The organism is Devosia riboflavina, from assembly GCF_000743575.1.
Lineage (GTDB): Bacteria > Pseudomonadota > Alphaproteobacteria > Rhizobiales > Devosiaceae > Devosia > Devosia riboflavina.
This window is the reverse complement of sequence record NZ_JQGC01000003.1, coordinates 413,662-435,097: the sequence shown is the minus strand read 5'-3', so window position 1 is coordinate 435,097 and position 21,436 is coordinate 413,662. Positions and strand designations below refer to the sequence as shown.

Below are 21,436 nucleotides of genomic sequence, written 5' to 3'. Positions count from 1 at the left end.
GCCGGTCCCCTCATTCTGGGCCGCATCCATGTCCTCGCCAACTCAAGCACTGTTCGCCAATCGCTGGCTGCCGGTCCTGCTGGTCACGCCGCTGGCGCTGCTGATCGTCATCTTCTTCTATGTGCCGATCTTCCAGGCCTTTTATTGGTCGTTCTTCCTGGAGCGTCCGTTTGGCGGCGGCTCGATCTTTGTCGGCTGGGCCAATTTCGCCCGCGTCCTTTCCGATCCGCAATTCTGGGAAGCAGGCAAGCGGACCGTCATCTTCATGGTGATCGGCTCGAGCCTTGCCGTGCTGGTGCCGCTGATCCTGGCCGTGGCTGCTGATCGGCAACTGCGGCTGTCGCAGCCCGCGCGAAACGTGCTGGTCTGGCCCAAAGGCGTTGCCGGGGCGTCGATCGGCGTGATTTTTGCGTTTATCTTCAATCCATTCGTCGGCATCCTGTCGCCGCTCAACCAGTGGTTTCCCGGCATCTGGGCGCCGGGCATCGACGGCACCGATGCTTTCATCATGCTCATCGCTGCCCATGTCTGGAGTGGCATTCCGTTCAATTTCGTCATTCTGCTCGCGGGTCTGCAATCGCTGCCGCGCACCATGCACCAGGCTGCGGCCATGGATGGGGCGGGCGCCTGGCGCCGCATCTTCGATGTGCAATTGCCGCTGATCATGCCGCAGGTGTTTTTGACGCTGGTGCTCGAATTCACCGAAAGCGTCACCTCGGCCTTTGCGCTGGTCGACACCATGACCAAGGGCGGGCCGGGCGGCTCGACCAATCTCCTCGTCTACAAAATCTACGTCGACGGTTTTAACGGCTACGACCTCTCGGGCGCCGCCACCCAGACCGCCATTCTCATGGTCTTCGTCGTGCTGCTGACGGGGGCGCAGTTCGCCTTCCTCGGCCGACGCATCAATTACGAGCGCTGAAACATGGTCGAAAACGCCCGTTCCCTCAATCTCGTCGCCAGTGCAGTGCTGTTCCTCGGCATGCTCTATATCCTGGGGCCGCTCTATCTGACGCTGACGACATCAACGCAGTCCTATGAATTCATGCTGCGCAATGGCCTCGTCTGGTATCCCGGCGACCAGTTCTTCACCAATGTGATCCGCATCTTCTCCGAGACGCGCATTCCCCAGCAGATGGCCAATTCGCTGGTGGTTGCCGTGGGCGATGCGCTGGTCACCTGTGTGCTCTCGTTCATCTCGGCTTATGCGCTGGTGTTCTTTCCCGTGCGCTGGGGCAGCGTGGTTTTCGCCAGCATCCTCGCCACCATCATGCTGCCGCTCGATATCCGCGTCATCACCACCTATCAGGTGGCGTCAAATGTGCTCTCGCCGATCAATGCGCTGCTCGATATTATCGGGCTCAATGGCCTCATCGCCGGGGTATTCGGCGCGCCGGTCGTGCTCGAATGGAGTGTGCTCAACACCCATTTCGGGCTGATCGCGCCGCTCGTCGCGCATGGCACGGGCACGTTCCTGTTCCGCCAGTTTTTCCTTGTCCTGCCCAAGGACCTGGTCAAGGCGGCGCGCATGGACGGGGCGGGGCCGATCCGGTTTCTCTTCGATATCCTGCTGCCCCTCTCGCGGCCGAGTTTTGCGGCGCTCTTCGTGCTGACCTTCCTCGGCGGCTGGACGCAATATCTCTGGCCGCTCGTTGCCAGCTCCACCCCCAATATGCAGACCGCCGTTGTCGGCCTCGCGCGCCTTGCGCCCGACATGGAAGGCGTGATGCCCGATTTTCCACTGATTATGGCGGGCGCTGTCGTCGTCTCGATAATCCCCCTCGTCATGATCGCCGTGCTGCAACGCTATCTCGTGCGCGGGCTCGTGCTTTCGGAGAAGTAAGATGAACGCAATCGACACCAGCATCGACAGCGCCATTCGCGCTGCGGCTTCAGCCATCGTGCTCGAAAATGTCAGCAAATCCTACGATGGCACGACCCAGGTTATTCCCCCGCTCGATGCCGAACTGCGCGCGGGGGAATTTACCGTCGTCCTGGGTCCCTCGGGTTGCGGCAAGTCTACCTTGATGCAGATGATCGCGGGGCTCGAACGCGTCTCCGGCGGGACGATCAGCTTTGGGGCGCGAAAAGTGCAGGACCTTGAACCCAAGGAGCGCGGCTGCGCCATGGTGTTCCAGAATTATGCGCTCTATCCGCATATGAGCGTCTTCGAAAACATCGCCTATAGCCTCAAGGTTGCCGGCATGCCCAAGCCCGAACGCGTCGAGCGGGTCGAGGCGGTGGCGAAAATGCTCGGCCTCTCTGATCTCCTCGCGCGAAAGCCGGGGCAACTCTCCGGCGGCCAGCGCCAGCGTGTGGCTATCGGCCGCGCGATCGTGCGTGAGCCGGGCGTGCTGCTGTTCGATGAGCCGCTCAGCAATCTCGACGCGCAATTGCGCCATGACATGCGCATGGAACTGGCGGAACTGCATCGCCGCATCGGGGCGACGACCGTCTTCGTTACCCACGACCAGGTGGAAGCCATGACGCTGGCCGATCGCATCCTGATCCTCAACAAGGGCCGGATCGAGCAGTTCGACACGCCCAAGGCGATCTATCACAAGCCGGCCTCGGTCTTCGTCGCCAAATTCATCGGCGCGCCGCCGATGAACATCGTGCCGGTTACCGGCGACGGCAAAGTGCTGCGGCTTGCCGATGGGCAGGTCTTGGTCGAATGCCCGGTTTTCGGGGATTACCAATTGGGTATTCGCCCGGAAGATATTCTCGTTGGCGAGGGGCCGATCAAGGCGGGACTGCGCTATCGCGAGGACCTCGGCTCGCACGCCATTCTCGCTGCCGATCTCGGCGGCAATCTTCTCCGCATCGCCACCCCCTTCGGTGCCGATATCGGCACCGAGGCCAATCTCTCGCTTACCTTCCCGCCTCTGCGTCTTCATCTTTTCGACGCGGAAACCGGCCGTGCCATCCCCGGCGCCTTCAGCGCCCAATGAAAGCAAGACCAATGACCTATAAGGATTTTATCGCCGATCCCGCGCGCCGCTGCGCCGTCGCTGCCCATCGCGGCGCCTGGCATGGCGCGCCGGAAAATAGCCTGGCAGCGATCGAGAATGCCATTGCCATCGGTGTCGATATCGTCGAGCTCGATGTGCGCAAAAGCGCCGATGGCGAACTCTTTCTAATGCATGACGATACCCTGCTGCGCATGGCGGGTATCGACCGCGATGCCGAGACCTTTACCATGGCGGAATTGCAGGCCATTGCTCTCCGCGCCGATGATGGCGGGGAAGGGCGCGCGCTGACCGACCAGCGCATTCCGACGCTGAAGCAGGCGCTCGAAATCATTCGCGGCCGCATCTTTGCTGATCTCGATTTGAAGGATCGCGGGCTGTTTTCCGAGGTCGCGGCCTGCGCCCGCGAAATGGATGCCGCGGCCTATGTCGACCTCAAGACCACCGTGATGACGCCGGAGCACGTCGCCTGGGTCAAGGCGCAGGACATTGCCGGCGTACCTTTCATGGCCATGGCAAGCTTTACCGAGAACGGGACCGGCGAGACGCTGGCGGTGCTTTCCGAACTGAAACCGTTCATGAGCGAAATCCGCTTCGATCATATCGATACCATTGCGGCCAATCGCGGGGCGTTCGAGGCGGCGGGCATGGCGCTCTGGAAGAACACGCTCGATATGGTTAGTAGCGGGGAATGGACCGATACGGCGGCGCTGGCGGACCCGGACAAGATCTGGGGTCGCCTGATCGACGCCGGGATCAGCGCCATCCAGACCGACCAGCCGGCGGCGCTGAAAGCCTATATCGAGAAACGTGCATGAACGAGATCAGCGACGCGCTGCTCAAAACCCTGATGGCCGATATGCGGGCGGTGGCGAAAGCCGAAATCCTGCCGCGCTTTGAGGCGATCACCTCGGGCAGCATGCGGGCCAAGACCGCGCCCGACGATGTCGTCACTGACGCCGATATCTCGGCGGAACACGCGCTGGGTGGGCTCCTCACCGAGCGGCTTCCGGGGATCGTCGTGGTCGGCGAAGAGGCGGTGTCGGAGGATAGGTCCATCCTCGAACGGATTGGTGCGGCCGATCTTGTGGCCATCATCGACCCCGTCGACGGCACTTGGAACTTTGCCCATGGCGTGCCGACTTTCGGCTCGATGCTGGCCATTGTGGCCAATGGCAGGACCATTGCCGGGATCATCCATTATCCGGTCATGGGCGATTTTCTGGTCGCCCGGCCGGGGCTGGGCGCCTGGCATGTCTCGGCTGATGGCGCGATGAGCGGTCTTGCGGTGGCCGGGCCGGGGCCGATTGCGGAGATGCACGGCTTCGTGCCGCTCCATATGTTCACGCCGCAATTGCAGGCCGAAATGGCGCCGCGCCTTCTGCGTTTTTCGCGCACGACGACCTGGCGCTGCTCGGCCTGGGAATATCGCATGCTGACGACCGGGGCGATGAGCTTCTGTCTCAATGCCGGCATCATGCCCTGGGATCACGCGGCGGGCGCTTTGATCCATGCCGAGGCCGGCGGCTATGCGGCGCTGGTCAATGGAAAACCCTATCGGCCGACCATGACCGAGGGTTTTCTGCTGACGGCGCCGAACAAGCAGAGCTGGGAGGAGATCAGGCGGGCGCTGTTCGAGGACGTTTAGCGGCGTCGCTGAACTGTCATGGATCATCTCTAGTCAGGCGCGATGACCACGATCACACTCGATGCCGTCGGCAAGTCTTTTGGCGATAGCCGGGCCCTCACCGATATTTCGCTGCAATTTCCGGCGGGGTCGTTCACGGCCCTGCTGGGGCCTTCCGGCTGCGGCAAGACCACGCTCTTGCGCCTCATTGCCGGCTTCGAACAGCCGACAATGGGGGTGGTCCGGTTCGAAGGCGATGTCATGGCCGACGGCACGCGCATGGTGCCGCCGGAAGAGCGCAATCTGGGCATCGTGTTCCAGTCCTATGCGCTCTGGCCGCATATGGATGTCGCCGCCAATGTCGCCTATCCGCTGAAGGGTCGGGGTTTTGGGCGCGCCGAGATCGAGCGCCGGACGGCGGAAGCCCTCGCCATGGTTTCGCTGACCGGATATGAGCGCCGCAGCGTCGACGCGCTGTCCGGCGGGCAGCGGCAGCGGGTGGCGCTGGCCCGATGCCTGGTTACCGGCACCATGATCATCCTGCTCGATGAGCCGCTGGCCAATCTCGATGTGCATCTGCGCGCCGCCATGCTCGATGTCTTTGCCGATACCCACAAGCGGACCGGCGCCACCATTGTTTTCGTGACGCATGATCAGTCGGAGGCCCTGGCCCTGGCCGACACGATCGTGGTGCTCGATGGCGGCCGGGTGCAGCAGATCGGAACGCCAGAGAAAATCTATGGTGAGCCGGCCAATGCCATGGTTGCCGGCTTTGTCGGCCGTGGCTCGCTTGTTGCGGCGAGCCATGGTTTTGCTGCTCGCGGTTCGGCTTCTTCCCGAGGCAAGGTGCTTGTGCGGCCCCATGCCGTGCGTCTCACAGAAACCGGCTTGCCCGCTTCGGTTCTGCGCCTGCGCTATACCGGCGCGAGTTATGAGACGACGCTTGTCCTCGCCAATGGCGACACGCTCGTCGCCGACCTGCCGACGCGGCGCGGCATTGGCGAAGAGGTGCGTGTCACCGTCGACGATGCCTGGAGCGTTCCGGCTTAAAAGTCAGCGCCAGGGCAGCACGCCTGCGGGCAGGCGCGAACCCAGCCGGTTCAGGATCAGAAGCAGGATCACGACCACGAGCACGGTCACGACCGCGATGGCCGAGGCCTGGGCGGAAAGGCCGGCTTCGTCGAGCGAGAACAGGATGACGCCGAGGGTCTCGTTGCGGTTGGACCAGAGCAGGGCCGAAACTGTCAATTCGTTGAAGGCGCTCATGAAGACCAGCAGCGCCCCGGCGACGGCGGCGGGCGCGGCCAGCGGCAGGGTGATGGTCAGCAATCGCCGCCAGCTTCCCGCTCCGGCAGCGGCGGCGGCTTCGCTCATTTGTGGCGGTATCTGGCCCAGTGCGGCGTCGACCGGGCGCAAAGCGAGAGCGGCAAAGCGCATGAGATAGGCGACGAGAATGATCCAGGGCGTGTTGTAAAGACTGCCGATCAGCGGCAGGGGCCGCAGGAAAAGCAGGATGCAGGCGATGGCGAGGACAATGCCCGGCAGCGCATAGGGCAGGTCGACAAGGCCATGGAGGCCCGACCGCGCGCGGGGGGGCAGATGGCGGAGGCCGAGTGCCACCGGCACGGCGGAAAGGGCGAGGATCAGTGCCGCAAGGCCCGAGAGATAGAACGAGTTGAAAAAGGCGCGCGTGGTGGAAGCCTGGCGCAACAGCACTTCGGCATAATTGTCGAGCGTTACGGTGTAAAGGCTGAGGCGCACGCCATAGGCCGGCACCAGCGAGGTGGTCACCAGCGCCAGGAGCGGCAGGATGAGAATGATCGAGATCAGCGCAAGGCCTGCGATCGCCGCCGGCCAGCGCCAAGTCTTGAGCGCAAAGCGCGCCGGCATTCCGCGCGCGATGGCAAAGCCGGTCTTGCTCTGGCCCAGCGATTGCAGGGCAATGCCGGCAATGGCGATGGCGGCGATGACGAGCGAGAGCATGGCGACTTGCGGCAACACGCTGGGCCCATTGCCGGCCAGTTGCTGGTAGATCAGCGTCGCCAGCGTGAAATAATTGGCCGGCATGCCCAACAGTGCCGGAATGCCCAAGTTGCCAACGCCCGAAACGAAGGCCAAAGCCAGCGCCGCGAGGAAATAGGGGCGCAGCAGGGGCACGATGACATCAAGCAACACGCGCCAGGGTTTTGCGCCGGCCGCCCGGGCGGCTTCGACATAGTCGCGCGGCAGGGCGGTGAGCCCGGCACGAAGGGTAATGAAAACAATCGGCGCGTGCTGAACGCCGTAAAGCAAAATAATGCCGCCACGCCCCAGCAATGGATTGGCAGTACCCGGCGCGGGGGCGAGCCCAAAAGTGCCGAGCAGTGCGCTCGAAGGTCCGAGCAATTGCATATAGGCGAGGGCCGTGACCTGCGGCGCAATCATCAGCGGCAGCAGCAGCAAAAATCCTTGGGCGCGCCGCAGCGGCATATCGGTCAGCGCGACGAGAAAGGCGAAGGGGGCGCCGATGGCGAGGGCCAGCAGGGCGCCAAAGAGTGAAGTGTCGAGCGTATTGAAAATGGCTTTCTGGGTGGCGCTGCGCATGAGCCGGGCCAAAAGCGGCGCGAAATCAATGCCGCTTGGCCCCACCAGCGCCGTGACCACCAGCCGGCCCAGCGGCAGGGCCGCGAGAATGGCGACGACCAGAATGGCCAGCAGGGCGGGAGTGACCCGCCCTGCCAGTTTCGTCATGCGCGCACCCGTTGCAGGGCGCGGCACGTCATGGATAGGCGCAATAGTCACGCGCGCTTACTGGCCGAAAATTTCGGCAAAATGGTCCTTGTTGGCCTGATCATTGGCGAGAGCCGCCGCGGCGTCATAGGAAAGAACCTTGATTTCCGAGCGGTCGGGATAGCCTTCGGGCAGGGCGACGCCATCGCGTGCCGGGATATAGCCCTGGCTCGTGGCAAGCTGCTGGCCTTCTTCGGAGAGCAGGAAATCGATGAAGAGCTTTGCATTGTCCGGGTTCTGCGCCGATTTCAGGATCGCCACCGGTTCGGTAACGGCCGAAACGCCTTCGGTCGGGAATACGAATTTCACCGGTGCGCCCTTGGCGGCTTCGCGGATCGGCATGTAGTCGACGATCATGCCATAGAGCTTTTCGCCGCCGGAAACGGCGGTGAGAATGCCGCCATTGCCACCGGCTGCCTGGGCGCCATTGGCGGCCAGTGCGCTATAAAAATCCCAGCCTTCGGGCAGGTTTTCGGTGAGGGTTACGGTGTGGATCATGGCGGCGCCCGAGGTCAGCGGGCTCGGCATGGCGATCTGGCCCTGGGCTTCGGGCTTGGTCAGGTCTTCCCAGCTCGCCGGGATCATGGTGGCAGCGGTATTGTAGACGATGCCGGTGGTGATCAGCTTGGTCGAGAAATAAGCGCCGTCTTCGTCGTGCAGACCCTCCGGATAGCCGGTCAGGTCGGCATCGGCGTAATCGAGCAGCAGGCCTTCGGCTTTCAGCCCTTCCATGGTGACGACGTCGGCGATTAGCAAAACGTCCGGCTGCGGGGCGCCGGCTTCCAGTTCCGAGCGGAACTTTGCCATGATCTGCGGCGTGCCATCGCGCACCCAATCAACCTTGATGCCGGGATATTTTGCCATGAAGGCATCGGCCGTCTGCTGCGCGTCGGTCTGCGGCTGGCTGGTATAGAGCACCAGCGTGCCTTCCTGGGCGAGGGCAGGGGTGAGGGCAGAGGCCAGCATCAGGCCGGCAGCGAGCAGCATGCGCATCTTGTCGTCTCCGTTGGTGCCGCGCCAGATGCGCGGCCTGGATGAAGTGGGCTCTAGCGGCTCTCCTTAACCATTGGATGACACTTGCCGAGAGGCGCGCCGAAGGGTGTTTTTCGGCCTGGCGCGTATGACGCCTTTATGACGAAGTCGGCAACGAGCTGAGAACTGTTGGTGATGTAGATATTTCCCGCCGTTCCAGCAGCTTATCCTGGTGGCAGGAGATTTTGATGTCGCTATCCGCCGCGATCGTCCAGGCCAATCCCCAGCCCAGCGGCGCTGCCGCCGGACGCCGGGGCATCGAGGAATTCCTGCACGGCGAAAATGCCGGGCTCGATCTCCATGTGCTCTACCGGAACTGGCGGACGGCCGAGAGACCGACCCATCTGCCGCTTTATGACGAGGTCGTGCTTGGCCGCACCGGGCGCGCCGGCAATCACACCGCCCTCGTGCGCGCGCTTTCCGACGGCACTTTCGTTTTTGCCCATGCGGGCCCCGCCTTTGAAGAATGGATCGGCGGGGAGGCTGCGGGGCGCAATATCGAAGCGCTGCCGCCCGATTGCGCCCATGTGCTGCTCGATGGCCTCGAGGAAGCTTTGCGGCAAAAACAGCCCGTGCATCTTGTCGCCTATCCCGAGCGCAGCGGCTATGTCCGCGCCTATGATCTCGTCATTTTTCCGCTTTCGAGCCGCTGGGGCGGACCGCTGCTGCTCGCCTATGCGCGTCCGCGCATGGAAAAATACAGCCTCGTCGATGCGATCTTCGCCTCGACCACGGGCGGCCTCATGGCGCTGGCGCCGGTGCGTGGCCGCGAGGGCGTGGTCGATGATTTCCGGCTCGTCGCGCTCAACCAGGGTGCCGCCGATCTCGTGAGTCAATCGATCGATGCCCTGCGCTGGCAGCGCCTCACCGACCTCTTTCCGCATCTGCGCGGCACCGGGGCCGTCGATCAACTGGTCCAAGCCTGGCGCACCAAGGCGGCCGTCGAATTCGAATTCTCCTATCCCTCCGCGCTTGGCGGCGTGCGCTATTTTTCCATGCGCGCCTCGGCCATGGAGGACCTGGTATCGGCCAGCCTGATCGACGTCACCGAAATCCGCAACCGCGAGGAATCCTTCCGTCTGCTGTTCCAGGACAGCCCGCTGCCCATGTTCGTCTATTGCCCCGAAACCATGCAGATGCGCGACGTCAATGCCGTCGCGGTCGAGCATTATGGCTATAGCCGCGAACAGTTTCTGTCGATGAGCCTCCTCGATATCAGGCCGCAAGAGGAAAGGGAGCGCGTGCGCCAGATCCTGGCGCAGCCGACGATCCCCAGCGATACCGGCGATATCTGGAAGCACCTCAAAGCCGATGGCTCCATCATCGAGGTGCGGGTCTATTCCCGCCAGGTCGATTATCAGGGACAGGCGGCGCGGCTTGCGGTGGTCGTCGACGTCACCGAGCAGCGCAAGACCGAGGCGCGCATCAGTTTCATGGCGCATCACGACGCCCTGACCGCGCTGCCCAATCGCGTGCTTTTCCTCGACGAACTGCGTCGCACCCTGCGCCATGTCGAGCGCCACGAGCAGCCGGCGGCGATCCTTTGCATCGACCTCGATTATTTTAAGGACGTCAACGACACGCTCGGCCATCCGGTCGGCGATAAGCTCTTGCAACAGGTCAGTGGGCGCCTGCGCGGGGCGCTGCGGGAAAACGATCTCGTTGCCCGTCTCGGCGGCGACGAATTCGCGGTGATCCAGCGCGATCTCGCCGAGCCCGGCGAGGCCGGCATGCTGTCGGACCGGCTGATTGCGGTCCTGTCGCAGCCCTATGACGTCGATGGCCAGATGGTGGTCATTGGGGCGTCGATCGGCATTGCCATGGCCCCCACCGACGGGGAAAGCGCCGATGCATTGCTCAAGAACGCCGATATGGCGCTCTACCGCGCCAAGGACGAGGGCCGCGGCACCTTCCGCTATTTCCAGCCGGAAATGGATGCGCGGGTAAAGGCGCGCCGGGCGCTGGAGGTCGAATTGCGCGGGGCGCTTGTCGTGGGCGAATTTACCCTCCGCTACCAGCCCTTCGTTTCCGTCGAGACCGGCAAGATCACCGGCTTTGAAGCGCTGCTGCGCTGGAACCATCCAGAGCGCGGCATGGTGCCGCCGATCGAATTCATTCCCTTGGCCGAGGATATCGGCCTTATCGTTCCCATTGGCGAATGGGTGCTGCGCCAGGCTTGCCGGGATGCGGCGGAATGGCCCGAGGATATGCGCGTCGCGGTCAATATTTCGGCGGTGCAGTTCAAGGGGCAAAAGCTCGCCAATCTGGTGGCGTCGGCCCTGACCATGTCGGGTATCGAGCCGGGGCGCCTGGAACTCGAAATCACCGAATCGGTGCTTTTGCATGACAGCGAGGCCAATGTCGCCGTGCTGCATCAGCTTCGCGCCCTTGGCGTTCGTATTTCCATGGACGATTTTGGCACGGGCTATTCCTCGCTCTCCTATCTGCGCTCCTTCCCCTTCGACAAGATCAAGATCGACCAGTCCTTCGTGCGCGAGATCGTCGACAATTCCGGCGATGCGGCCATTGTCAGTGCCGTCGTCGGCATGGGTGTCAGCCTTGGCATTTCGACCACGGCCGAGGGCGTCGAAACCGCCGAGCAGCTCGAACGCCTGCGGGCCGAGGGCTGTACCGAGGTGCAGGGCTATTATCTCGGCCGGCCCATGCCGGCGGGCGAGGCACAGAAATTGATGGCGCGCCAGAGCTGAGCGTCACCAGCCTGTCGTTTGGAGGCTTTAGGCCGATCATTGCACCATGACCGGAGCCTCTTATGACCAGCTCTCTGCGCCCCTTCGTCTTGCCGCTGCTACTGCTGACCTCGGCGCCCGCATTGGCGCAGGACCACGCGCATGATGACCATGAGGCGAGCCTTGGCGCCATCACCGTCATCCATGCCTGGACGCGCGCCACGGCAGAGGGCGGCGATGCCGTGGTTTTCTTCGAAATCGAGAATGCGGGCGATCCCGTGGTGCTGAACGGGGCCGAGGCGGAAATTGCTGGGAGTGTCGAAGTCGTGGGGGCCACGATGGGAGCGGATGGCGCCATGGCCTATCAGCCGGTCGGCGAATTCCAGCTTCCGGGCGGGGGGGTCGATTTCGACCCCAATGGCCTGGGCCTGCGGCTCAATGACCTGACGGTTGAACTCAAAGAGGGCGATCACTTTCCGCTACACCTGCTCCTCGGCGATGGTGAGCTGGAGATCAGCGTCGAGGTGGAAGCATCAGACGCCATGGCGCATAGCCATGCCGGGCACAGCCACTGATCAGCGCAGGGCGTCCACCACGGGCCGGCGGTAGATGATCAGCGCCGGCACCACCGCGAGGAGGAGGCCGAGCCCGACCAGCGTGCTGACCAGCGATAGTTCCCGCGCGCCGATTTCGGCGCGCATGGCGACGCCGGTCGATTGCGCCAGAAGGTCGGAGACGACCCACGCCGCGCCCCAACCGAGCACGAGCCCGGCCAGCGCCCCGGTGACCACGATGGCGGCGACATAGATCCAGACCGTGGTGAAGATGAAAAGCGGCGAGGCACCGAGGGCGCGCAGCACGGCAAAGCGCTGGCGCTGCAGGTCGAGAATGGCGACGATGCCCGCGAGGATCGCCGCGACCACCAGCGCCTGCGCGGCGAGGGTCAGGCCGCTCATGATGGCTGTCGCGTCACCGAGTAGAGCATAGAGCTCCACCAGCACTTCGGCGGGAAAGAAGGCGGTCGATTGCGGCGTGCGATAGGCGGCGCGGAGCCCATAGGCGGCGGCCACGTCCTTCGGTTTGACCACCACGGCCGGCAGGCCGGGCAGGGCATCGGGATCGAAGGGCGCGCCGATATGGGTGTCTTGGGGCAAGTGGCCGGTGCCGAGGCCATGCGCGGCCCAATTATATTCGATGGGCACGACAATGGCACGGTCCCAGGGCGTGCCGGTGGGCTGCATACGGCCGACAATGGTGATGTGCGGATGATCGCCATCGCCGCCGGGCACGGCTTCGCCGGCCTCGATGGCATCGGCGGCGGCATCCGCATCGGTGCCGGTGGCGCCGCCATGGCCGTGCGACACTTCGAGCTCGTTGCCGACGGCATGGGGCGAGAGCGCACCGACAACCGCTTCATTGATGTCTTCGAAGAGCCGGCCTTCGGCAAGGCCGCCAGAGAGATGATCGACGAAGGGGGCCACGGTGCCGACGACGGGATCACTGCCGATGGCATCGCCAAAGCCGATCGGGGCGACGAAATCGGCCTCGGCTTCCTCGAACAGCAGGCGGGTGATGGCTGGGTCGAGCAGTTCGACGGCCGTGGGATCGAGATAGACGGTCGAGAACAGCACGTCATTGTGGCTGCCGGGGGCGGCGACGATAAGGTCGAACTTGTCGGCGGCGCGGGCGCTGCCGATGCGGAGGGCGCGTTCCTGGGCCGAAATGGCGATGCCAAGCGCCACGGCGAGGGCCACGATCAACAGGAACAAAACACCGGTAAAACTGTTGCGGCGCAGCGAGGCCCAGGCGATGGGAAAGGGGTTCATGGCGCCGGTTCCCTTTTGCCGTGATCGAGCAGCAAGGATTGGTCGGCCAGCACCTTGAGCGCGGGATCGTGGGTCGCGACGACAACGGTGCGCCCGTCTTCGCGGGCGAGGCGCTGCAATATGGCGGCAACGGTTTCGCCCGCGGCTGCATCGAGGCTGGCCGTGGGCTCATCGGCAAAGATGATGCTGGGATTGCCGCTCAGGGCCCGGGCGATGGCGACGCGCTGCTGCTGGCCGCGCGAGAGTTTGGCGACACTGTCGCGCTCGGCCGGCACATCGAGCTGGCGCAGCAGGTCGAGCGCGCGTCGTCTTTTTGCATTGGCCGAGAAGCTGTCGAGCCAGATGGGCACCAGCACATTGTCGAGCGGGCTCATTTCTTCGATCAGATGAAAATTCTGGAAGATGAAGCCAGCCTCTTTGCGACGCCAGCGGTCGCGCCGGCTTTCGCCCAGAAGTGCAATATCGGTCCCGGCCCAGGCAATGGAGCCGGCATCGGGACGGAGGAGCCCGGAGAGCAGGTAGAGCAGGGTGGATTTGCCCGAGCCCGAGGCGCCCGAGAGCACGGTCATGGTGCCCGGCGCTATGGCGAGGCTGGGCAGGTCGATGACATCGGCGCCGGCAAAGGCGAGGCGCAGGCCGGAAACGGCCAGAGGCAGTCCCGGCATGGAAAACTCAGAGAATGGTGTAGCTGGTGTCGAGCAGGCGCACCTTGCTCACGAAGCCGGTCGGCCCATCGGTCTCGATGCCCGTGTCGAACGTGCCTTCGACGCGGATGAGATTGGAGAAGCGGGTGAATTTCATGTCGCCCTCGAAATAGGAGAGGACGATATCGTTCGGCCAGTCGGTCGCGTCGTCGCAGAACGGACAGGTGGCCATGGGCGTCTTGGTGAGGACGAAGAAATTGATCTCGGGTTTGAGCGGCGGCGCCATATAGCCGGTCATGACGATGCGCTGGCCTTCGAGCGCGATAGCCTCGTCCGAAAGGTCTTTTCCGCGCGAATACATGTCGCGGAAGCGCAGGGACGGGAGGTCGGCAAAGGCGGGCGTTGAAAGTCCGAACGCACCCAGCAGTGTTCCCGAGGCGGCAAGGCCCAGAAAATTGCGTCTATCCATGGTGGCGTCCTTTCGGTGGTGGCTCGGCATCCGGGCACAGTCTATGAGAACCGCATCCCCCAGCGTGTGACACTCACGGCCTCGTGAAAAGCAAATGGCCACCGGAGAACCGGCGGCCACCTGCGGGGTCAATAATTACTTGGCGGCGTTGAGGCCGATGGCCTTGGCCATGACGTGGTAGATCAGGTTCTGTTCGATAACGCCGTCGAAGAGATAGGCCTGCGGACCCTGGGCGAAGACGGCAACGTCGTCGCCGGCATGGCTTTCCGAACCCATCGGGATCAGGGCCTGCTGCAGGAAGTCGATGTCGGTGGTGTCGACTTCGGTGAGGTCGGCGCGCTGCAGGGCAGCGCGGACTTCCTCGCCCGACATGGCGGTGACATCGGCACCTTCTTCGAGGGTCTTCGCGCCCGGGCCGTTCATGTAGCCGAGAGTGGTGTAGGGGAGGCCATCGTCACCCGTGCCGGCAATGCCGAGGATCGGGTTGTTGCGGGTCGGGTAGCCGGCGATCGAGAAGACGTGGCTGTGATCGGCGGTGAGGAGGATGAGCGTCTCTTCCGGGTTCACGGCGTCATAGGCGGCCTTCATGGCTTCCGAAACGGCGATGGCGTCGGTGAGGGCGCGGGCAGCGTTGCCGGCGTGGTGCGCGTGGTCGACGCGACCGCCTTCAACCATCAGCACGAAGCCGTCTTCGTTCTTTTCGAGGATTTCGATGGCCTTGGTGGTCATCTCGGCGATCGAGGGTTCGCCACCGGCATCCGATTCACGGTCGGCTTCGTACTGCATGTGCGAGCCGTTGAAGAGGCCCAGGACATGGCTGGTTTCGGCGGTGAGGGCGTCAAAGCCTTCCTTGTTCCAGATATACTGGCCGTCATTGTACTTGGCCTGCCAGTCGGCGATCAGGTCGCGTTCTTTGCGGGCGCCGGTACGGGTCTCGTCTTCCGGATCCTTCTGGCTGTCGAGCATGAAGTTGGCGCGGCCACCGCCGAACACGACTTCAAAACCGTCGCCGAACGACCAGTCGACGAGCTGCGCGGCGATATCGGCGCACTTGCCGACGGCGTCTTCGGGCAGGTTGGTATCGGCTTCCCAGTCGCGACCGACGGTGTGCGCATAGGCAGCAGCCGGGGTGGCGTGGGTGATGCGGGCGGTCGAGATGATGCCTGTGGCAAGACCGGCTTCTTCGGCCTGTTCGAAGATCGACATCGTGGTCGAGCCGGCCTGGGTCGAGCAGTCTTCGAGCACGGCGGTTTGGTCGACGCCGATGGTGCCGTTGAGCGACTTGATGCCCGAGGTGATGGCGGTGGCGGTCGGGGCGGAGTCGGCGACCTGGCTGTCGTGCGTATAGGTCTTTACCAGGGCCGTGTGCGGCAGGAGGGTTTCGAAGGCGAGCGAGTGGCTTTCGCCATCGACGCCGGCCAACTGGCCTTCGTGGATACGGGCAGCGGTGATGGTCGGGATGGAGAGACCGTCAACGATGAACATGATGACGTTCTTGGCCTTGCCGGTGTTCGGCTGGACCGCTTCCTTGGCGGCGAGCTGTTCCTGGGCGGCCAGGAAGTAGCTGTCATCGGCCTGCGGCAGGGCAGTCTGGGCCAGAACCGGCAGGGTCAGGGCGAGCGTGGAAACGCCAGCGAAGAGAGCCCGGGAGAGCTTTACCATGATGTTCACCTTCTTGGGTTGGAGCGGCCGGACAGGAGAAAACTGGCCGGTTCATCAACCCCATTAGACCGGCCATGTGACACGGAAATGTAGTTACGTCATAACGTTACGGCGGACTGGTGATGTCGTTTTGTAGCCTCCTCGATGCGCCATCCCATTGGCGGCACGCGGCGCTGTCACAGCGCCTTCACGCCGCTGTGATCACGGCGACATGCCTGTTGGCTAGGGCAGGGCATCCATTTTTCTTCCGGAGAGAACCATGCTCAAAGCGCTCGCCCTTGGCGTCAGCCTCAGCCTCCTCGCATCCCTTGCTATGGCGCAGGATAGCGCCGAAGGCCCGGCCAAGTTTGAAGCCGTGCTCAAGGCCCATGCCCAACTGCCGGCCCAGACTTTCCTGCCCGCTCCGGTCGATGCACCGGCTGGCCTCCAGATGTCCGGCCGCTTCACCTCGGGCACCCGCGTCGAGACGCCCTATGGCTGGGCCAATCCGGCTTCCGGCATTGCCATGCCGTTCCCCGGCCAGCCGCTCCAGGGCATGAGCGGCGTGCGTTCGCTCGGCGAAGACCGCTTCCTGTTCCTCACCGACAATGGTTTTGGCAACAAGGCCAATTCGTCCGACGCCATGCTGATGTTCAACATCCTGAAAATGGATTGGGACGCGGGCAAGGTCGGTATCGAAAAGACCATTTTCCTCAAGGACCTGAACCGCGTCGTTCCCTTCCCGATCGTCACCGAGCACAGCGAGAGCCGCTATCTCACCGGCGCCGATTTCGACCCTGAATCCATCCAGCCGGTTGGCGAAAATTACTGGATCGGCGACGAATTCGGCCCCTGGCTGATCGAAGTCGATGCCGAGGGCGTCGTGCTGCAGGTCATCAAGACCAATCCGGCCGGCGTCGACTACAAGTCGCCCGACAACCAGTTCACCTCGCAGCCGGCTGCCGGCGCTGTGGTGGCCGGCATCAATACCGGCCGTTCCGGCGGCTATGAAGGCATGGCGCAGTCGATCGACGGCACGACGCTCTATCCGCTGCTCGAAAAGCCCTTCTTCGACGAAGCTTCGGGCACGCTCGAAACCATCGGCGACAAGACCGTGCTGCGCGTTCTCGAATTCAACGTGGCCGACGCCGCCTGGAGCGATACGGTTCGCTACTATCCGCTCGAAGACGCCGGCAATGCCATTGGCGACTTCAATATCTTTGAGGGCACCCGTGGCCTCATCATCGAGCGCGACAATAATGAAGGCGACGATGGCCGCGAAAAGGCCGCCGCGTTCAAGCGCATCTATCTCGTCGATCTCGCCCGGACCGACGAAAACGGTGTGCTCGAAAAGATCGCCTATATCGACCTGATTGACATTCAGGACCCCGAGGCGCTGGCGCCGCGCGGCAGCAAGGATGGGGTTTTCACCTTCCCCTTCGTGACCATCGAAGACGTCGATCTTGTCGACGCAACCACCATCGTTGTTGCCAATGACAACAACTATCCGGGCTCGACCGGACGCGAAGCCGGCCGCGCCGACGACAACGAATATATTCTCCTCGACGTCGCCGACTTCCTCAAGGCCGAGTAATCACGCTATCGAACCGGAGGAGGGTGCCAACACCCTTCTCCGGCCCTCTCCATCTTGCCAACCCCATCGTCGCCCGCCTATGCCGCTACCATGGAAATCGGTAGCCCCAGGGGAAGCGATGCAGGCCAGCATTCTGGTCGTCGATGATGATCCCGATATTCGCATGGTGGTCCGGGTCGCGCTGGAAAAGGCCGGCATGCAGGTCCGGGAAGCGGCCGGCGGGCTGCCTGCTCTCGACGCGGTGCGCCAGGGCAATGTGGATCTCGTCGTGCTCGATGTGGGCATGCCGGATATGGACGGCTTTGCCTGTTGCCGTTCCATTCGCGAGATATCGCGCCTGCCCGTGCTGTTCCTGACCGCGCAGGACGATGAAATCGACCGCGTGCTGGGCTTTGAACTGGGCGCCGACGACTATGTCACGAAACCCTTTTCGCCGCGGGAGCTGGTCTTGCGCATCAAGGCTATCCTGGCGCGCGGCCGGTTGGACGAAAACCCCGTGCAGGGCCATGGTGATCTACGCGTCGATGCCGGCCGGCATGTCTGCACCCTGGGCGGTCGTGTGCTTGATCTGACGGCAACGGAATTTGCCATACTGAAAATGCTGCTCGACCAGAAGGATCGGATGGTCGATCGCAACAGGTTGATCGACGCGGTTTTTGGCGGCAATGCCAACCTCTCGGGGCGAACGGTGGATAGCCATGTCCGCAACATCCGGGCCAAGGCGGCGGCGCTTGGCTATGCCGATGTGGTGCAGACTGTGCGCGGCGTGGGACTGCGGCTGGGCTCCTGCATAAGCGGGCCGGGCCCGGCGTGAGCCCGGTCACGCTAAAATGGCGCCCATCTATGGCGCTGGTCGTGCTGGTGCTCTGCGCGAGCCTCCTCGCCGTGCCGGTTCTGGCCATGCTGGCACTGCAGATCGGCACCAATTGGTTCGTTCGTGAAACCGAATCCTCGCTGCTCAAGCAGGCCGCTATTTATGCCGCGGCCTATGCCGGGGCTTTTGAGGCGGAGGGCGGCGATTATCCCATTCCGGGATACTATCTGCCGCCCGACAAGCGCGTGTTCTGGAGCGCCAGGACGCGGACATTCCAGTCATTCCTCAACCTGCGCAGCAATGAGATCGAGCCGGTCCGCCCCGATGGCGTGGCGAGCGAGGCGCGGCTGGGTCCGCGCCATGAGGCGATTGCCGGGGCATTGGGCGCGCTTGAAGAGCGGGCGGGACGAACGACCCTATCGAGCGTGGTCTTTCTCGATTTCCAGGGGCTGGACCTTCTGGCCTCTACGCCCACGAGCTTTGCCGGCGTGCCCGAGGTCGAAAAGGCTTTGCGCGGTGAGGTGGGGGCGGCCCTGCGCTGGCGCAGCGATGCCGATGCGCGCTGGTCTTTCCTGTCCTTGAGCCGTGGCGCTGGATTTCGGGTTCTCGTGGCCTATCCCGTCATCAGCGCCAACCGGGTGATCGGCGCCATCTATATCTCGCGTACGCCGCCGCAGCTCGAAAGCTATTTTTCGGAAGAGGGCCTGGCCTTTCTGGCGCTGGTCGGGGTGACGCTGCTGGGGGCGCTGGTGATGGGCACGTTTCTGGTGCGGGTTTTGCTGCGCCCCCTGCAGGCCCTGCGCGATCAGTCGCGTCTGGTTGCCAAAGGTGCGCATGACGATCTTGCCCCGCTCGACCACTATGGCATGCGGGAAATCGCCGAACTGGGCGAGGCGGTGATGACCATGGCCGCCAGCTTGTCGCAACGCGGCAAGGAAATCGGCATCTATACCAATCATGTGACGCATGAATTGAAGTCGCCGGTGACAACCATCGTCGGGGCGGCGGAACTGCTCGAAGAGGGCGGCCTGGCCGAGGACGTGCGGCAAAAGCTGATCGCCACCATCAAGGGCCAGGGCGAGCGGATGGGCAAGCTGCTCGACCAGTTGCGGGAAATCACCCGCTCGCGTCAGTACCTGCCCGGCAAACCCGGCCTGTTGCGGGATATGCTCCCGGAAATTCCGGGACTGGAGATTGTGCTGAGCGAGGGGGAGGCGGTGCTGCCGCTCTCGGTGACCCATGGCCAGACCATTCTGGCGCATCTGGCGCAGAATGCCCGCCATCACGGCGCGGACCGGATGACGCTCGATTGGAACGGCACGGTGCTGCGCGTCGCCGACAATGGCGTGGGCTTTGCCGAAGTCGATCTCGCGCGTCTGGGTGAACCCTTTTTCACCACGCGCCGCGACATGGGCGGCACGGGGCTGGGGCTGGCCATCGTTATGGCCGTGCTCGATCTTTATGGCGCGAGGCTAATGCCCTTACGGGGTCAAGGAGGCGCCGTGTTCGAGATCGCCTTTCCGCCGAGCTGATCCCTGCACGAAATCTGCACCAGGGCTGCACCACTTCGCGGGCGAAGCCACGGCGGACGGACGCTAGACCATCGGGCACAGGCGGACCCTTGGGCCGCTGCACTTGATAGGAAATCCGATGCATCCAAAACTCTCGCTTGGCCTCGTCGTCGCGCTGGCCGCGCTTTTGCCCAGCGTTTCCGTTCTCGCCTGGGACAATCCCGCCGATCGCTATGACAAGGCATATGAGGCTTATGAGAACGCGACCTGCCCGATCGCCGACGACGGCATCGCGCACTTCGTCTATTTCAGCCGGGATCGCGAGGCCATTCGCGATCATGCCTTGTTGGAAAGCCCCCGCTTTGCCGGCGCCCAGATCATGTATTCGTGGCGTCAGCTCGAGCCGAGCGAGGGGAACTACGATTTTTCCGCCATCGAGGATGATCTCGGCTATCTCGCCCAATATGGCAAAAAGCTCTTCATCCAGCTCCAGGATGCATCGTTCTCGCCTCAATATAAGCCGGTGCCCGACTATTTGCTCTCCGACGAGTATGACGACGGTATCAGCGCGCAGCAGGCCGAGGACGGCACGGTGGAAGGCTGGGTGGCCAAGCGCTGGAATCGCGCAGTGGAAGCGCGGTTTGCTGCGCTCCTGACGGCTTTGGGGGCTGAGTTCGATGGCCGCATCGAGGGCATCAACCTGCAGGAGACAGCGATCGGGGTTTCGGCCGAAAGCGATGCTTCGTTTTCACCCGAGCTTTATGTCGAAGGGCTCAAGGCCAATATGCGGGCGCTGAAGGCAGCGTTTCCGCAATCGGTGACCATGCTCTACGCCAATTTCATGCCCGATGAATGGCTGCCCTGGGAGGACAAGGGTTATCTGCGCGGACTCTATGAATTCGGCAATGAAATCGGGGTTGGCCTCGGCGCGCCCGACCTGATGGTCACCAAGAGGGGCCAGCTCAATCACGCGCTCGCCATGATGCATGAAGGAGAATTCGCCGTGCCGCTCGGCATCGCGGTTCAGGACGGCAATTATATCGGGGAAACCGGCACGGCCCGCGATATCGGCGCGCACAAGAACCTGGTGCCCATGCTGCATGGCTTTGCCAGGGCGTTTCTGGGCGTCGACTATATGTTCTGGGTCGATCAGAAGCCCTATTTTGCCGAGGACGTCTTGCCCTGCCTCGGCGGCTAGCAAGGCCGGCGCCCGGCCATGCGCCGGGTGCCGTTAGCTTGCAATTACTTCGCGCGCACCACGGCAAAGAGCTCGTCGGGCAGGTCGGCCGTGCCGTTGATGAGGTCGAGGAAGGGGATTTCGATCTCGGCCGAAGTCCTGTCGTCGCTGCGTTCGAGATTGGTTTCGGTGACCTCGGCGCCGGAAATGCGGATGGTGACGGCATGGCCGGTGAAGAAGGCTTCCACCATCTGCTTGGTTTCGGCGTCCATGTCGTCACTGGAGCCGAGCTCGCCGGTCAGTTCTGCGGTGGGCAGGGCGACGCGCACGAGGCCGGGACCGGCCGGGGTGAAGAAGAGCGCGTTTTCCTCGCCTTCCATTGCTGCCAGTTCTGCGAATGTGCCTTCTTCGACCAGCGTGCAGGTGGCGCTGCCATCGGCATTTTCGACGAGGTCACCTTCGGAGCAGAACTCCGTGGGATTGTCGCTCTCGGCGTTGTTCATCTTGAACATGGCGTAGAAGTCGGCTGACATGACCTGGGTCAGCGTCGCCTTGGCCGTCGTCTCGCTGGTGACGTCGACATCGACAGTGGCGTCGATACAGCCCGCAAGCGAGCCGCCGAGCATCAGCATGGCGCCCAGTTTGGCGATGGTCTTAAAACCCATGAAAGTCTCCC

Annotated in this window: 19 protein-coding genes; 12 read left to right on the top strand and 7 right to left on the bottom strand. The window is 63.3% G+C overall.

The window, feature by feature from the left end; all coding sequences use genetic code 11:
* The first annotated feature begins 28 nt into the window (after positions 1-28).
* The 6 genes from JP75_RS05255 to JP75_RS05230 are packed head-to-tail and all read left to right on the top strand — an operon-like array spanning position 29 to position 5,646.
* Complete coding sequence (locus tag JP75_RS05255; RefSeq protein WP_035080094.1) at positions 29-922, top strand: carbohydrate ABC transporter permease; 894 nt, start codon at positions 29-31, stop codon at positions 920-922.
* A 3-nt stretch (positions 923-925) separates the two neighbouring features.
* On the top strand, positions 926-1,843 hold the full coding sequence (locus JP75_RS05250; RefSeq protein ID WP_035080091.1) for a carbohydrate ABC transporter permease: 918 nt from the start codon (positions 926-928) through the stop codon (positions 1,841-1,843).
* 1 nt (position 1,844) lies between these two features.
* Complete coding sequence (locus JP75_RS05245) at positions 1,845-2,951, top strand: ABC transporter ATP-binding protein (RefSeq protein ID WP_035080089.1); 1,107 nt, start codon at positions 1,845-1,847, stop codon at positions 2,949-2,951.
* 11 nt (positions 2,952-2,962) lie between these two features.
* Complete coding sequence (locus JP75_RS05240; protein ID WP_035080086.1) at positions 2,963-3,787, top strand: glycerophosphodiester phosphodiesterase family protein; 825 nt, start codon at positions 2,963-2,965, stop codon at positions 3,785-3,787.
* Positions 3,784-4,617: an inositol monophosphatase family protein gene (locus JP75_RS05235; protein ID WP_035080084.1), complete on the top strand. Its 834-nt coding sequence runs from the start codon at positions 3,784-3,786 to the stop codon at positions 4,615-4,617. The genes JP75_RS05240 and JP75_RS05235 overlap by 4 nt, the downstream gene beginning before the upstream one ends.
* A gap of 42 nt (positions 4,618-4,659) precedes the next feature.
* Complete coding sequence (locus tag JP75_RS05230; protein WP_035080080.1) at positions 4,660-5,646, top strand: ABC transporter ATP-binding protein; 987 nt, start codon at positions 4,660-4,662, stop codon at positions 5,644-5,646.
* Between the two features lie 3 nt (positions 5,647-5,649).
* Here the strand turns inward: JP75_RS05230 and JP75_RS05225 are convergent, their stop codons facing one another.
* Both JP75_RS05225 and JP75_RS05220 read right to left on the bottom strand, forming a co-directional pair.
* Positions 5,650-7,326: an ABC transporter permease gene (locus JP75_RS05225; RefSeq protein ID WP_035080078.1), complete on the bottom strand. Its 1,677-nt coding sequence runs from the start codon at positions 7,324-7,326 to the stop codon at positions 5,650-5,652.
* Positions 7,327-7,383: 57 nt separating this feature from the next.
* Positions 7,384-8,358 (bottom strand): ABC transporter substrate-binding protein, encoded by a 975-nt coding sequence (locus JP75_RS05220; protein ID WP_035080076.1) that lies wholly within the window; start codon positions 8,356-8,358, stop codon positions 7,384-7,386.
* A 227-nt stretch (positions 8,359-8,585) separates the two neighbouring features.
* Between JP75_RS05220 and JP75_RS05215 the strand changes: the two genes are divergently transcribed.
* Both JP75_RS05215 and JP75_RS25100 read left to right on the top strand, forming a co-directional pair.
* Positions 8,586-11,105 (top strand): putative bifunctional diguanylate cyclase/phosphodiesterase, encoded by a 2,520-nt coding sequence (locus JP75_RS05215; RefSeq protein WP_084587484.1) that lies wholly within the window; start codon positions 8,586-8,588, stop codon positions 11,103-11,105.
* A 62-nt stretch (positions 11,106-11,167) separates the two neighbouring features.
* A complete protein-coding gene (locus tag JP75_RS25100) occupies positions 11,168-11,659 on the top strand; it encodes a copper chaperone PCu(A)C (protein WP_051960371.1) in 492 nt (163 codons plus the stop codon).
* On the opposite strand, the gene JP75_RS05205 is transcribed toward JP75_RS25100, so the two are convergent.
* The 4 genes from JP75_RS05205 to JP75_RS05190 form a co-directional block, all read right to left on the bottom strand.
* A complete protein-coding gene (locus tag JP75_RS05205) occupies positions 11,660-12,910 on the bottom strand; it encodes an FtsX-like permease family protein (RefSeq protein ID WP_035080074.1) in 1,251 nt (416 codons plus the stop codon). It lies immediately after the preceding gene.
* Positions 12,907-13,575 (bottom strand): ABC transporter ATP-binding protein, encoded by a 669-nt coding sequence (locus JP75_RS05200; protein WP_035080072.1) that lies wholly within the window; start codon positions 13,573-13,575, stop codon positions 12,907-12,909. Before JP75_RS05200 ends, JP75_RS05205 begins: the two co-directional genes overlap by 4 nt.
* Positions 13,576-13,582: 7 nt before the next feature.
* A complete protein-coding gene (locus JP75_RS05195; RefSeq protein WP_035080068.1) occupies positions 13,583-14,023 on the bottom strand; it encodes a twin-arginine translocation signal domain-containing protein in 441 nt (146 codons plus the stop codon).
* 135 nt (positions 14,024-14,158) lie between these two features.
* Positions 14,159-15,685, bottom strand: coding sequence for an alkaline phosphatase (locus JP75_RS05190; RefSeq protein WP_035080067.1), 1,527 nt, complete (start codon positions 15,683-15,685; stop codon positions 14,159-14,161).
* A 259-nt stretch (positions 15,686-15,944) separates the two neighbouring features.
* Between JP75_RS05190 and JP75_RS05185 the strand changes: the two genes are divergently transcribed.
* The 4 genes from JP75_RS05185 to JP75_RS05170 all read left to right on the top strand — a co-directional run bounded on the left by JP75_RS05185 (position 15,945) and on the right by JP75_RS05170 (position 20,781).
* A complete protein-coding gene (locus JP75_RS05185; protein WP_035080066.1) occupies positions 15,945-17,258 on the top strand; it encodes an esterase-like activity of phytase family protein in 1,314 nt (437 codons plus the stop codon).
* A gap of 118 nt (positions 17,259-17,376) precedes the next feature.
* Positions 17,377-18,072 carry a response regulator transcription factor gene (locus tag JP75_RS05180; protein WP_035080065.1) on the top strand — a complete coding sequence of 232 codons (696 nt, stop codon included), beginning with the start codon at positions 17,377-17,379 and terminating at the stop codon, positions 18,070-18,072.
* Between the two features lie 29 nt (positions 18,073-18,101).
* Positions 18,102-19,604, top strand: coding sequence for an ATP-binding protein (locus JP75_RS05175; protein ID WP_035080062.1), 1,503 nt, complete (start codon positions 18,102-18,104; stop codon positions 19,602-19,604).
* 118 nt (positions 19,605-19,722) lie between these two features.
* A complete protein-coding gene (locus tag JP75_RS05170; protein WP_035080059.1) occupies positions 19,723-20,781 on the top strand; it encodes a hypothetical protein in 1,059 nt (352 codons plus the stop codon).
* Between the two features lie 44 nt (positions 20,782-20,825).
* Here the strand turns inward: JP75_RS05170 and JP75_RS05165 are convergent, their stop codons facing one another.
* A complete protein-coding gene (locus JP75_RS05165; RefSeq protein WP_035080054.1) occupies positions 20,826-21,425 on the bottom strand; it encodes a hypothetical protein in 600 nt (199 codons plus the stop codon).
* Positions 21,426-21,436 lie beyond the last annotated feature (11 nt).

What these genes read in the sequence shown, in the direction of transcription:
- JP75_RS05200 (WP_035080072.1), bottom strand. Translation starts at nt 13,575, where the DNA reads ATGCCGGGACTGCCTCTGGCCGTTTCCGGCCTGCGCCTCGCCTTTGCC.
- JP75_RS05165 (WP_035080054.1), bottom strand. Translation starts at nt 21,425, where the DNA reads ATGGGTTTTAAGACCATCGCCAAACTGGGCGCCATGCTGATGCTCGGC.
- JP75_RS05185 (WP_035080066.1), top strand. Translation starts at nt 15,945, where the DNA reads ATGCTCAAAGCGCTCGCCCTTGGCGTCAGCCTCAGCCTCCTCGCATCC.
- JP75_RS05255 (WP_035080094.1), top strand. Translation starts at nt 29, where the DNA reads ATGTCCTCGCCAACTCAAGCACTGTTCGCCAATCGCTGGCTGCCGGTC.
- JP75_RS05180 (WP_035080065.1), top strand. Translation starts at nt 17,377, where the DNA reads ATGCAGGCCAGCATTCTGGTCGTCGATGATGATCCCGATATTCGCATG.
- JP75_RS05190 (WP_035080067.1), bottom strand. Translation starts at nt 15,685, where the DNA reads ATGGTAAAGCTCTCCCGGGCTCTCTTCGCTGGCGTTTCCACGCTCGCC.
- JP75_RS05250 (WP_035080091.1), top strand. Translation starts at nt 926, where the DNA reads ATGGTCGAAAACGCCCGTTCCCTCAATCTCGTCGCCAGTGCAGTGCTG.
- JP75_RS25100 (WP_051960371.1), top strand. Translation starts at nt 11,168, where the DNA reads ATGACCAGCTCTCTGCGCCCCTTCGTCTTGCCGCTGCTACTGCTGACC.
- JP75_RS05220 (WP_035080076.1), bottom strand. Translation starts at nt 8,358, where the DNA reads ATGCGCATGCTGCTCGCTGCCGGCCTGATGCTGGCCTCTGCCCTCACC.
- JP75_RS05245 (WP_035080089.1), top strand. Translation starts at nt 1,845, where the DNA reads ATGAACGCAATCGACACCAGCATCGACAGCGCCATTCGCGCTGCGGCT.
- JP75_RS05175 (WP_035080062.1), top strand. Translation starts at nt 18,102, where the DNA reads ATGGCGCTGGTCGTGCTGGTGCTCTGCGCGAGCCTCCTCGCCGTGCCG.
- JP75_RS05205 (WP_035080074.1), bottom strand. Translation starts at nt 12,910, where the DNA reads ATGAACCCCTTTCCCATCGCCTGGGCCTCGCTGCGCCGCAACAGTTTT.
- JP75_RS05225 (WP_035080078.1), bottom strand. Translation starts at nt 7,326, where the DNA reads ATGACGAAACTGGCAGGGCGGGTCACTCCCGCCCTGCTGGCCATTCTG.
- JP75_RS05230 (WP_035080080.1), top strand. Translation starts at nt 4,660, where the DNA reads ATGACCACGATCACACTCGATGCCGTCGGCAAGTCTTTTGGCGATAGC.
- JP75_RS05215 (WP_084587484.1), top strand. Translation starts at nt 8,586, where the DNA reads ATGTCGCTATCCGCCGCGATCGTCCAGGCCAATCCCCAGCCCAGCGGC.
- JP75_RS05240 (WP_035080086.1), top strand. Translation starts at nt 2,963, where the DNA reads ATGACCTATAAGGATTTTATCGCCGATCCCGCGCGCCGCTGCGCCGTC.
- JP75_RS05170 (WP_035080059.1), top strand. Translation starts at nt 19,723, where the DNA reads ATGCATCCAAAACTCTCGCTTGGCCTCGTCGTCGCGCTGGCCGCGCTT.
- JP75_RS05235 (WP_035080084.1), top strand. Translation starts at nt 3,784, where the DNA reads ATGAACGAGATCAGCGACGCGCTGCTCAAAACCCTGATGGCCGATATG.
- JP75_RS05195 (WP_035080068.1), bottom strand. Translation starts at nt 14,023, where the DNA reads ATGGATAGACGCAATTTTCTGGGCCTTGCCGCCTCGGGAACACTGCTG.